Source organism: Amycolatopsis sp. NPDC004169 (assembly GCF_040610315.1).
Taxonomy (GTDB): Bacteria; Actinomycetota; Actinomycetes; order Mycobacteriales; family Pseudonocardiaceae; genus Amycolatopsis.
In genome coordinates this window covers 252,269-263,834 of the sequence record NZ_JBEXMD010000010.1, presented here as the reverse complement: position 1 = coordinate 263,834, position 11,566 = coordinate 252,269, and the positions used below count along the sequence as shown (strand labels likewise).

Sequence of the window (11,566 nt, the reverse complement as noted above, 5' to 3'; positions counted from 1 at the left end):
CCTCTTTTGGTTTTTCCCCCCGGGGGTGGGTTTTTTATGGGGGTTTAAGCGTGCCTTGACAAACCCGCCCGCCGGCTGAAGGGACAGCTGGGATGAGGGGCGGGGGAGGTCTGGTGAGGTGCATGGTCGCCTTGCGTTACCGGCCGCCGGTTTTCGCCGTCCATTCGGTCGGTGCGGCGAGCACGCAGGCGGCCCACAGGAGTGACCGGCTCGCCGACCGCCGCAGCCCGATCCCCGCGTTCGGGATCGAGGAAATCGACACGTGACCACCATTATCGATTCGATCTTCGCACTACCCAGCGAATGCATTCGCGCCCGGTCCGTTGCTGCTTGCACATCCGAGATGAGTGTTCTACTTTCGAAAGTCGTCGACGCGGTTCGACGAATCGTGACGGGTCGCCGTCTCCTGGGGGCAGGGAAAACACGATGCGCAAGCGCGGTCACCACCGGCAGACCGGGGCCCGGCTCGAAGCCGCTCCCCGGACGAATGTCCTGGCCCTGGTCGTGCCGCTGCGTGCCGGCCCGCACGACGTCGTCGTGCGGGAGTTCGTGGCCGCCGCGATTTCCGCGGCCGGGGCCCGGGACCACGCCCTGCTGCTGGTCACCGCCGAAGACGGACCCGCCGCGCTGCGCCGGGCCGTGTCGTCGTCGATTGCCGACGGTGTCGTGCTGATGGATGTCGAGGCGGCCGATCCGCGGGTGCCGGTGCTGCTCGGGCTGGGGCGGCCGGCGCTGCTGATCGGCGTGCCGGACCGGCCGCGTGGGCTCGCCTGCCTCGACCTCGACTTCGCCGCGGCCGGCGCGGCGTGCTTCGGCCACCTCGCCGGGCTCGGCCACGAGCACGTCGCCCTGATCGGCTCGCCGCCCGCGGCCTACCGGCGCGGCAGCAGTTCCGCGACCCGGCTCGCCAGGGGTTTCACGGCCGAAGCGGCCCGCCGCGGCCTCCGCTCCACCACGCTGGCCTGGGGAAACACCCACCGGAAAACCCTGCGCGGCCTCGACGCGCTCTTCACCAGGCAACCGGACGTCACCGCCATCGTGGTGCACAACGAAACCGCACTGCCCGCGGTGCTCGCGGGCCTGCACGAGCGCGGGCTGCGGGTGCCCGAGGACATCTCGCTCGTCACGGTCTGCCCGGAAAGCCTGACCGAGCACAGCCTCCTGGAGCTGACCCGCGTGGCGATCCCGGCGCGGGAGCTCGGCGCGCTGGCCGTCGAGACCGTCATCGGGCAGCTCGACGACGGCACCGCGCCCGGCACCCGGCTGCTGGCGCCGAAGCTGACCGTCGGCGCCAGCACCGCGCCGCCGGCGAGCCCCGCCTGAAATACCTCAGCCCATTTCGGGACCACTGCCGGTATTTCGGTGATCAATTGTCGGTTGTTGGTTCACGGAATCGCCGTATTGCCCGCACCACCGGTGCCGGTGTTAACGTGGCCGCGCCGCTGTTCCGCATGCGCGCATTGTGGCCGAGCCGAATCCGGGGGAATCATGCATCGAAGACAGCTGGCGCTGGCGGCCGCGGTGGTGGCGGGTTTCTCGGTACCCGTTCCGGCCACGGCGGCACCGGCCGCGGCACCGGTCTCCCCCGGCGATCCGGGCCGGTCCGTCACGCTCGTCACCGGCGACCGGGTGCGGGTGCTCCCGGATTCCCGCGGCGGGAGCACGGTCCTCGTCGAACCGGGCCCGGGCCGCGACCGGATCGGGTTCTTCCGCGAGACGCACACCGGCACCGAGCCCGGGGACATCACCGTGGTCCCCGCGGACGCGCTGGCGCTGGTGGCGTCCGGCCGGCTCGATCCCCGGCTGTTCGACGTGTCCGAGCTGCTGCGCCAGCACCTGGCCGATTCCGCGGCGAGCCTCCCGCTGATCGTCACCTACTCCGGCGGCTCCCCCGCGGCCGCGCCGCCGGCCACCACGGCCGTCCGCGACCTGCCGAGCGTGCGCGGCGCGGCCCTGCACCAGGACCGGCGCCGCGGCACGGAGTTCTGGTCGTGGCTCACCGCCGGATCAGCACTGCGGCCCGGGGTGGGCCGGGTGTGGCTGGACGGCCTGGCCACGCCGGCCCTCGACGTCAGCGTCCCGCAGATCGGCGGCCCGGCCGCGAGGCAGGCGGGCTACACCGGCCGCGGCGTCACGGTCGGCCTGCTCGACACCGGCGTCGACGCCGGCCACCCGGACCTCGCGGGCAAGGTGGTGGCGGCCCGGGACTTCACCGGGACCCGGCCGGACGCGGGCGACGACCTCGGCCACGGCACGCACGTCGCCGGCATCATCGCCGGCACCGGAGCCGCCTCCGGTGGCCGGTACCGCGGGGTCGCGCCGGACGCGCGGCTGGTCAGCGGCAAGGTCTGCGTGGCGTACGGCTGCCCGGAATCCGCGGTGATCGCCGGCCTGGAGTGGATCGCGCCGCAGGTCCGCGTGGTCAACCTGAGCCTCGGCGGCGCCGCGACCGACGGCACGGACCCGGTGTCGGAGTCGGTGAACGCGCTGACCGCCCGCTACGGCACCCTGTTCGTCGCCTCGGCGGGCAACGACCGCTCCCTCGACCTGCCCGAACCGGGACCGGTCGTCGCGCCCGCCGCGGCCGACGCGGCGCTGGCGGTCGGCAGCGTGTCGGCCCAGGACACCACCAGCCCGTTCTCGAACCGGGGCGCGCGGCTCGGCGACTACGCGGTCAAGCCCGACATCGCCGCACCGGGCGAGGGCATCGTCTCGGCCCGGGCCGCGGGCACGCGCGACGGCGACACCGCACCGGTGGACGCCCACTACGCCCGGCTTTCCGGGACGTCGATGGCGGCGCCGCACGTCGCCGGCACGGCGGCCTTGCTGCTCCAGCGGCACCCGGACTGGCTCGCCGGCCGGCTCAAGACCACGCTGACGAGCACGGCCCGGCCCACCGCCGGCGTCGACGAGCAGGGTGCAGGCCGGGTGGACGCCGGGCGTGCGGTCACCCAGCAGGTCACCGCCACCACCGGCAGCCTCGGCTACGGCTTCCTCGCCTGGCCCCGCACCCGGCCGGTGACCAAGACCGTCAGCTACCGCAACGACGGCGACGCGGCCGTCACGCTGGCCCTCGCCACCACCTCACCGCTGTTCACGCCGTCGGCCGCCTCGGTGGTGGTGCCCGCGCACGGCGCCGCCGACGTCGGTGTCACCCTGCAGGCGGGCGGGGCCGCGGCCGGGCTGCTCGGCGGCCGGTTGACCGCGACGGCGCCCGGCATCGCGGTGCAGACCGCGCTCGGGGCGTTCCTGGAGGCGGAAAGCTACGACGTGTCCGTACGCCTGATCGGCCGCGACGGGCGGTTCACCGCGGGCGTCGCGACGCTCGTCGACACCGCGACCGGCGCCGCGTTCGGCGTGCGGCCGTTCAGCGCCGACGGTACGGCCAGGGTGCGGGTGCCCAAGGGCCGCTACGACCTCAACGCGCTCGACGTGTCCGGCGATCCCACCGGCCAGACCCGGCCGGCCGCCGTGACGCTGTTGTCTCGGCCGGGCCAGCCGGTGACCGGCGACGTCTCGGTCACGCTGGACGCGCGCACCGGCCGTCCGCTGCGCGCGGTGGTCGATCGCCCGGACACCCGGCTGCAGGGCGGCGAACTCGGCCTGGTGTCGGGCAATCCGGGCGGTACCCGCACGAACACGCTGGCCTGGATCATCCAGCCGGGCACCGAGCTGTACGCGGCCGGCTCGGACCGCGTGGTCACCGACCACACCTACGCGCTGTACTTCCGCGCGACGCTGGCGGCCGGCGCCGACGTCTACCAGCTGGCCCTGCTCGAACGCGGCCGCGTGCCTGCCGACCCGGTCTTCCGGGTGCGCGACCGGGACCTCGCGGTGGTCGACGCCCGCTACCACACGCAGGGCAGACCGGCGGAGAGCCTGCGGCTGGACGACGTCACCTTCGGGTTCCCGGGCGCCGACAGCGGGACGTACCAGGTCGCGCCGCAGGCGCTGCCGAGCCGGCGCACCGAGTACTACACGACCGGGGTGAGCTGGCAGCACCTGCTGGCGGTGTACCCGGATCCGCTGACCGACGCGGAAAGCAGCTACTCGTACCGGACCTACCGGGCGGGGCCGCAGCACTCCGGCTGGAACCGCGCCCCGGTCGGGCCGGCGTTCGGCGCGCCGCAGGACGGCTGGGGTGTCCTGCGCGCCGGGAACCAGCTGGCGTACGCGATCCCGCTGGTCTCGGGCAGTGACCCGCAGCAGTACACCACACCGCCGGGTGGCCTCACCGGCACGGCGACGCTGTCGCGGGACGGCGTCGTGCTGGCCACCGCGGAGAGCCCGGCCATCGGGGCGCTGGCGATCCCGGACGGCGCCGGCACCTACACCCTGCGGTCCGTGGCCACGCGCAGCGTGCCGTGGTCGGTGGTGGGGACGGCGGTGGACGTGGCGTGGACGTTCCGCGACCCCGGCCTGGCGGCGCCGGCGAAACCGTTGCCGCTGCTGGTGGTCCGGGCCGAGGGCGCGGTCGACGACCAGAGCCGCGCGCCGGCGGGCAAGCCGTTCGTGCTCGCGCTGACCGCCCAGCGGCAGCCGGGGGCGGGCGAGCTCCGGCTGACGGACCTGCGCGTCGAAACATCCATTGACGACGGTGCGAAGTGGACGGTCGTGCCCACAGCCCGCATCGGCAACGGCGGCCTCGCCGTGGTGCACAACCCGCCGGGCGACGGGTTTGTGTCGCTGCGGATCACGGCCCGGGACGCGGAAGGCAACGCGGTCAGCCAGACGGTGCTCAGGGCGTACCAGACAGCGCCGTGACGGCGATCGCGGCGAGCGGGCCGGCGAAGGCGGTCCCGGTCAGGACCCTCAGTGTCCGGCCGTGGGCCAGCCATTCGCCGTCCCAGCCGCGTTCGGCGTCGTAGCGCAGGTTCGCCGTGGTCATCAGCGCCCGGCCCAGCCCGAACCCCGCGCCCGCGGCCAGCGCGGCGGGCAGCGGAGCGGTCAGGGCCACGGCGATCGCGGCGACGTACGGCAGGCCGCTGGGCAGGTAGGTGCGGGCGCCCGTGCCCATTTCGAACCCGAACTGCAGCGGGCCGAGGTGCCGGCCGAGGCGGAACACCGTGTCCGGCACCAGCCGCCGGTTCTCCGGCAGCCGGAACGACCACACCCCGGCGTCCCGCAGCAGCACCGCACCCAGCGCCGCAGCCACGACGGCCCAGCACACGGCCGCCGGGAGCGGGACGCGCAGCAGCGAACCGGCCACGAGCAGGACGAGCGCGGTGAGCGCGCCGCCGGAAACCAGGCCGGCGCCGAACGCCAGGGTCGGGGTGCCTCGCCAGACCGGCGAGCTCAGCACGGAGGCCGAGTTCCGGCTTCAGGTGGAGCCGCTGGTGGCGAACCCGGCCGCCGCGCACAGGACGAGCCACGCACCCGGCAGCAGCGCACCCGGCGCGACCACGAGCGCGAGCATCGCCGCGACCGCGGCGAGGACGAGCCCGGCGGCGATCGTCAGCGGGTGCCACCGGCGCCGGGAAACCCCGGGTGTCACAGGGCGGCGCGGCAGATCGTCAGGTACGTCTGGCCGGTCGAGCCGCCGCCCCAGAAGGTGGAGAAGCCGTCGGAGCAGCGGTAGACGCGCTGGTCCGGCGTCGTCCACCGCCACGCGTTCTTGCCGACGAACTGGCCGCACGTGTTGGCCACCGGCTGGTGGTCGACCTGGATGCCGCCATCGTTCCAGGTGCCGTACTTGTGCCAGCCCGCTTCGCAGTAGGTGCTCCCCCGCCAGAACCCGCCGAAGCAGGCGGCGTAGGTGCTGGCGTACGCGCCGCTGGTGTCGCCCAGTTCGGCGTAGCCGGTGGGGTAGGCGTCGCGGCAGTCGTTGCGGTCGAAGCCCGGCATGCCGTACGGGCTGAACTCGGCGCCGGCCTTGCGCAGCCGGGACAGGCCGGACCAGTCGAGCGCGGTCGCGCCGAGGGTCAGCGCACCGAGCGTGACCGCGCGCAGGAACGTCCGGCGCGTGCCGCGGACCTTCAGCTTGCGGCCCGCGCGGGTGGGCGTGGCGCCCGGGTCCGGCCGGTCAACGTCGGGAATGTGCGCCAGCTCCAGCGTCACCGCTGCCCTCTCCTTCCATCGGTTCGGCCCAGCCGGCCAGCGCAGTGTCCACTTCGGACACGCGGGACGGCAGCAGCATCCGGCGGACGCGGCCGGTTTCGTCGGCCAGCATCAGCACCGGCGGCGAAAGGTGGGAAACCGAGCGCCACGCCTCGCCGTCGCTGACCACCGGCAGGCCGTGGGCCAGTTCCGCCCACGCCGTCAGGGGTTCGTGGGTCAGCAGGGTCGCGTCCGCGCCGAGCCCGGCGAGCCGCTCGGCCACGGTGAGGCACAGCGGGCACCCCGAATCGACCGCGGCGACGACCCGGCCGGCGAACTGCGGGCCGAGGACCAGATCGGGCGGCGCGGCGCTGAACCCGTCCGTGCCGCCGGTGACCATCCCGCGCAGCAGCCGGACTTCGCGCAGGACGGCCGCCAGCCCGAAGAACAGCAGGACGATCGCCGCCCAGGTGATCAGGGTGATCGCGAGCGACGGGGTCATCGGCGGTCCCAGGCGATCTCGATCCCGTCGAGCCAGTCGAGCCGGTCCCGCGCGGTCCGGGCCGCCGAGTCCGCGAGGTGGACCTCGGCCGCGCCCGCCGGGCAGCCGAGGACGAACGACCGCGCGGCGGATCTCCAGACCTCGCCGTGTTTCGTGCGCGCACCGGCGTGCCGCGGAACCAGGGCGGCGGCCTGCCGCGGCGCGGGGATCGACAGCGAACCGTGGTCCTTCACCACGACGACGAGGTGCTCGTTCATCGGGTCCAGCAGCGTCTCCGCGCGGGGGACGACGGTCATGCCGTCGGCGTGGTCTTCGATCCGCAGCGAGCCGAACAGGGCGAGCACGCGCTCGCGGTGGGGCGCCGGACCGGCGTAGACGGTCATCAGTTCGTGGTAGGCACCGAGCAGGGTGGCCACGGAGGACTGCCGATCCCGCGCCTCGGCGACGACGACTTCCCGGCCGTGCACGAGAAGCCGCTCCCGCGTGTCGGCCGGAGCGACGTACGTGCACGCGAAATCGTGGTAGCCACGCGGCCCGATCTGGAACCCGGTGCCGTAGGAACCCCCGACGAACCGGACCCCGGCGACGACGTGCGAAACGGGAGCGGCGGCGGGCAACCCGACGGTGACCCGATCCCCGCTCGGCGCGACCAATCGCAGCCGTTGTGCAGCCATGAGACCCTCCGATTCCCCGGAAGGGAGCCTAACCGACGGATTCGACGGCGGCCACGATCATTTTCCGGAGTGCGGGGAATTGCTCCGATCGGGGGCGGTATTTTTGGCGCTGAATACCGTGAGTCGATGTCGTTTGGGCCACCGGAATGGCTGTTGCTGCGGCGATCCGGTACTCGGAAAATCGGGCGGAGTTGGCCGGAAAATCACCGCCGGGTTCCGGCGATCAGAGGCTGATCCAGCAGAAGAGGGGCTCATCGGCTTCCCGGGCCCGCCGCGCGAGGTCGACGATGGACTCGACGAAGACCTGCGCGTCCGCGACGTCGACGTTGCCGCCGAGTTCTTCGACCTGCGCCCATTCCCGCGCGACCCGGGGCAGGTCGCCGGCTCCGGCCAGCACATCGCGGGCGGAAGTGTTCAGTTCGGAGACCCACGGACCGTCGTACTCGGGATCCTGCTCGACACCGACCGGCCACACGAGACGGTCGTCCACCAGGTCCGCGCTCCACGGCACCTGCCGGACGGCCGCAACCATCATGGCGAGCACGACGCTGGGATCGACGCCTTTCGCTTCGATCCCGTCGAAGACGGCGCCGACGGGAGTGGCTCCACCACCGGCGTCCAACGCCTGTCGCACGGCATCGGCGTCGGGGGCGCGGAAGTAGTCGAACAGCGGCATGCGCAGATCATCGCAGAGCCGACGCGGACGGGTAATCCCGCGACCCCTCGCCGAGCGATAGCGGAAATCCGTGGCCCCACCTCGCGGGCCGGGGCACCCATGCACCGCACCGACGAGGCCGCCGCGCTGGCCGAGCTGATCCCGCGTTACGTCTCGAAGTCCGCCGAGTCCGCCGCCATGCGCGCGGCGATGTCGCGGGCCTGCGGGGAGTCCGCCGGTACCCCCGCCCGAGCCTCCAGGTAGAGCTCGCGCTGCCGCTCGGCGCGGGCCGGCATCTCCGGTGTCGCCGGCAGTTTGCCCTGTTCGGTCCCGAATGCCCGGTGGAAGAAGTTCCTCGGTTCGGTGCCGGGCGGCCGGTTCCGGCAGGGTGCTTTCCGCGGCCGGCACCGTTCGAGCGTCGAGGCAGGCGGGACCGGACTTCGCAGCCGTCGCAAGGAGGGTTGATCCACGTGGCGGATCCGACCTAGTCTTCAGCGTCGATGCCTGCCGAGGAGGACACATGCGAGGCGCCAACCCGAGCCGTGGCCGTTTGCTGGCCGTCTCCGTTGTCCTGTCCGCCGGTCTGCTGGCCACGACGGGCCCGGCCGCGGAGGCGGCACCGCGGTTCTCGCCCGGTGCGCCCGGCGCCGGCGATCCGTACTTTCCCGACATGGGCAACGGCGGCTACGACGTCGGCCACTACGACATCCGGCTCACCTACCGTCCCGCGACGCAGGCGATCGACGCCACCACGACGATCCTCGCCACGGCCACCCAGGACCTCTCCCGCTTCGACCTGGACTTCCAGGGCCCGCTGACGATCAGCAGGCTCACCGTGAACGGCCTCAACGCCACCTACACCCGCAGCGGCGCCCAGGAGCTGGTGATCACGCCGCCGTACGGCCTGCGCAAGGGCAGCCCGTTCGTCGTCTCGGTGAGCTACGCCGGCGTTCCGCAGAAGATCGACGACCCCGCGCTGGGCCTTTCCGGCTGGGTCACCACCAAGGACGGCGCGGTCGCGCTCAACCAGCCGATCGGCGCGGCGACCTACTACCCGGTGAACGACACCCCGGACGACAAGGCGACCTACACCCAGACCATCACCGTGCCGGCCGGGCTCACCGTCCTGGCCAACGGCGAGCCGGGACCCACGACGACCCGCGACCACCAGACGACCTTCCGCTGGTCCATGAACCGGCCGATGGCCAGCGAACTCAGCATGCTCGCGATCGGCAACTACGACGTGACCCACGGCACCGCGGCCGGCGGCCTGCCGAACATCACCGCGATCGGCAAGTCGATCGACACGAAACCCGGACAGGGCAACGTGTTCAACCAGACCACCGCCCAGGTCATCCAGTGGGAATCGTCGGTGTACGGGCCGTACCCGTTCGACTCGACCGGCGGCATCATCGCCGACGTCGGTGTCCACTACGCCCTCGAAACGCAGAGCCGTCCGGTCTACGACCAGCGCACCAGCGACGTCGACGGCGACCTGCTCGCCCACGAGCTCGGCCACCAGTGGTTCGGCGACAGCCTCACCCCGGTGCGCTGGTCGGACATCTGGCTCAACGAAGGCTTCGCGACCTATTCGGAATGGCTCTACCAGGAGAAGTTCAACGGCATCCCGGTGCAGCAGACCTTCGCCGACACCTACGCCGGCGAAGAGGACTGGAGCGGCAAGGTCGCCGACCCCGGGCGTGACCACATCTTCGACGACCTGGTCTACAACCGCGGCGCGATGACGTTGCAGGCGCTGCGCCTGAAGATCGGCGACCGCGCCTTCTTCCGGGTGCTCACGCAGTGGCCGTCGACCCACCGGTACGGCAACGTCTCCACGCAGGAGTTCATCCGGTTCGTCGAGCAGCAGACCGGCCGCGACCTCGGCTCGTTCTTCCGCACCTGGCTCTACCAGCCCGGCAAGCCGACGCTCTGACACAGATCCGCAAGCAACTGTAACGCCTGCCCGCGCGCCCTCGATCTATTACACATTCCCATACTGCCCACGGCGCAAGGTTGATCCAGTTGAGCAGAGAAATGGTCTCCGTCGAGAATGGCCGCATCGTCTTCGGGCAGGCTGTTTCGCAACTCGCCGAATCGCTGAATCCGCTGGGTGCGGCGGCCAAGGCCGTGGCCGAAGTGTCCGCCTGCATCACCGAGATGGGCAGGCTGAAGGTCGAAAGCAAGCGGATCGACGCGGACAGCGGGGAACGGCTGACCGCCCTCGCCGACCGCCGGGCCGCGGTCGGCGCCGCGTTGCAGGAAATGCGCAACAGCGGCGCTCTGGCCGGCGTCAGCGCTCGCGGCCTGCTGGAGTGCATCGCGAAGGAACAACAGCACCTCGTCCAGGCGAAATCGTTCGACCAGCAGCAACTGCACGCGAATCTGGTCGAGGTGCTGGGCAAGCTGCTGGTGTCCGAAACCGCCTCGGGCCGGACGGGGCTGGGTGACCACATCGACAAGGTGCTCAACGGATCCGGGGCGCCGGACCTCGGCCGCGCGCGCAACCGGAGACCACAAAGGACCGGCAAGGGCCGGCGGAAGTAGGCCGCCGTGGCCCGGCGGAACTCCGGCTGCGGATTCTGGCTCTTCGCGTGGACGTTCGGGCTCCCGCTCGTGGCCGGCGCGATCGCGGCCGCGTTGCTGGCGCTCACCGCTCCGGCCGTCGTGCCGTTCCTGATCGCCTCGGACCCGGCGCAGTTCGCCGAACACGGAACGGCTTGGTGGGGCTTCCTCGCCGCGGCCCCGTTCGTGGCGCTGCTCCTGGTCGCCCGTGCGCGCCCGAAAAGTCTCCGGAGGAGACGCTCGTCCACCCCACGCCGGCAGTGGGCGACGATCCGCGGGCTCCTGCCCCGCGCCGGCATCCTCCTGCTCGTCGTGAACGTCACCGCGCTGGTGCTGCTGCTGAACGGCAACGTCGCCCACGGCCCGCACGCCGCCCGGCAGACCGCGATCCTCTTCGGCGGCAGCGGCGCCGCCGGCCTGGCCGCGCTGATCACGTTCCGGGTACTGGCCCGGTGGTTCCCGTCCGGGGCGCGCGTCAAGCCGGTCACCCTCGCGGCGGTGCAGGAGGCCACGGCCGAAGCCGAGAAGACGCTGCAGAAGGTCCGGGCGAACAACCAGCGCGTGAGCCGGCTGGCCGCGGCGGTCGAACAGCAGCTGCAGGCCACCAGGCTGACCCTGGATTTCGCGGGACTGTGCGAACTGCACTACGAATCCCGTGGCTGCGCCGACAACGCGTACCAGTACTACGACATGAGCCGGGACGTGGCGCGCGGCCTGTCCGGCATCGTCGTCCGCGCCCGTGCGACCGCGACGATGCGGGTGCGCTCGGAGATCAACCCGGCCACCGGACGCCGCGAGCGCCCGAACCGGGCGGCGATGACCGCGGCGGCCACGAGCCTGGCGCAAACCCGGTCGAAGATCGGCGACGAGGTGAGCAAGGGCCGGACGATGGTCAAGAGCCTGAACGCGCGGACGGCGGACCTCAAGTTTTCGATCAGGGACAAGTGCGGAACCCGCGGACAGCGGTGGTTCGACGAACTCGAGGCGCGAACCGAAGCCCGCCGTCAGGCGGAAGGCCGGCTTCCGGCGTGAACCTGTTCTAGTACTTTCGGCCGATGTCCGCAGCGCCGGAACCCTTCGAAAGACGTGGGCCATTCCGGGGTTGTTGTCCCGGCGCCGGTTCCGCTGCCAAGC

13 protein-coding genes are annotated in these 11,566 nt (G+C 72.4%); 6 read left to right on the top strand and 7 right to left on the bottom strand.

Features of this window, described 5'->3' with window-relative positions; genetic code table 11:
- Positions 1-122 precede the first annotated feature (122 nt).
- The 3 genes from ABZX11_RS16880 (at position 123) to ABZX11_RS16870 (ending at position 4,764) form a co-directional block, all read left to right on the top strand.
- Positions 123-266, top strand: a complete 144-nt coding sequence (locus tag ABZX11_RS16880; protein WP_354913818.1) for a hypothetical protein — start codon at positions 123-125, stop codon at positions 264-266.
- A gap of 160 nt (positions 267-426) precedes the next feature.
- Positions 427-1,323 (top strand): LacI family DNA-binding transcriptional regulator, encoded by an 897-nt coding sequence (locus tag ABZX11_RS16875; protein ID WP_354913816.1) that lies wholly within the window; start codon positions 427-429, stop codon positions 1,321-1,323.
- A 165-nt stretch (positions 1,324-1,488) separates the two neighbouring features.
- Entirely contained in the window at positions 1,489-4,764 is a 3,276-nt protein-coding gene (locus tag ABZX11_RS16870) for a S8 family serine peptidase (RefSeq protein WP_354913814.1), read from the top strand.
- Here ABZX11_RS16870 and ABZX11_RS16865 read toward each other — a convergent pair.
- The 7 genes from ABZX11_RS16865 to ABZX11_RS16835 form a co-directional block, all read right to left on the bottom strand.
- Positions 4,739-5,302, bottom strand: coding sequence for a hypothetical protein (locus ABZX11_RS16865; protein WP_354913812.1), 564 nt, complete (start codon positions 5,300-5,302; stop codon positions 4,739-4,741). The genes ABZX11_RS16870 and ABZX11_RS16865 overlap by 26 nt on opposite strands.
- An 18-nt stretch (positions 5,303-5,320) precedes the next feature.
- A complete protein-coding gene (locus ABZX11_RS16860) occupies positions 5,321-5,494 on the bottom strand; it encodes a hypothetical protein (RefSeq protein WP_176176383.1) in 174 nt (57 codons plus the stop codon).
- Positions 5,491-6,057 carry a hypothetical protein gene (locus ABZX11_RS16855; protein WP_354913810.1) on the bottom strand — a complete coding sequence of 189 codons (567 nt, stop codon included), beginning with the start codon at positions 6,055-6,057 and terminating at the stop codon, positions 5,491-5,493. The genes ABZX11_RS16860 and ABZX11_RS16855 overlap by 4 nt, the downstream gene beginning before the upstream one ends.
- The gene (locus tag ABZX11_RS16850; RefSeq protein WP_176176381.1) at positions 6,023-6,538 is read right to left on the bottom strand and encodes a hypothetical protein; all 516 of its coding nucleotides are present in this window, start codon (positions 6,536-6,538) and stop codon (positions 6,023-6,025) included. Before ABZX11_RS16850 ends, ABZX11_RS16855 begins: the two co-directional genes overlap by 35 nt.
- Positions 6,535-7,212, bottom strand: a complete 678-nt coding sequence (locus tag ABZX11_RS16845; RefSeq protein ID WP_176176380.1) for a hypothetical protein — start codon at positions 7,210-7,212, stop codon at positions 6,535-6,537. Before ABZX11_RS16845 ends, ABZX11_RS16850 begins: the two co-directional genes overlap by 4 nt.
- Positions 7,213-7,435: 223 nt before the next feature.
- Positions 7,436-7,888, bottom strand: coding sequence for a hypothetical protein (locus tag ABZX11_RS16840; protein WP_354913807.1), 453 nt, complete (start codon positions 7,886-7,888; stop codon positions 7,436-7,438).
- 146 nt (positions 7,889-8,034) lie between these two features.
- Positions 8,035-8,163 carry a hypothetical protein gene (locus ABZX11_RS16835; protein WP_354913805.1) on the bottom strand — a complete coding sequence of 43 codons (129 nt, stop codon included), beginning with the start codon at positions 8,161-8,163 and terminating at the stop codon, positions 8,035-8,037.
- Between the two features lie 224 nt (positions 8,164-8,387).
- Here ABZX11_RS16835 and ABZX11_RS16830 point away from each other — a divergent pair, with 224 nt between their 5' ends.
- The 3 genes from ABZX11_RS16830 (at position 8,388) to ABZX11_RS16820 (ending at position 11,464) form a co-directional block, all read left to right on the top strand.
- Positions 8,388-9,803, top strand: a complete 1,416-nt coding sequence (locus ABZX11_RS16830; RefSeq protein WP_354913803.1) for a M1 family metallopeptidase — start codon at positions 8,388-8,390, stop codon at positions 9,801-9,803.
- 101 nt (positions 9,804-9,904) lie between these two features.
- Entirely contained in the window at positions 9,905-10,414 is a 510-nt protein-coding gene (locus ABZX11_RS16825; protein WP_354913801.1) for a hypothetical protein, read from the top strand.
- A 6-nt stretch (positions 10,415-10,420) separates the two neighbouring features.
- On the top strand, positions 10,421-11,464 hold the full coding sequence (locus ABZX11_RS16820) for a hypothetical protein (protein WP_354913799.1): 1,044 nt from the start codon (positions 10,421-10,423) through the stop codon (positions 11,462-11,464).
- The last annotated feature ends 102 nt before the right edge of the window (positions 11,465-11,566 follow it).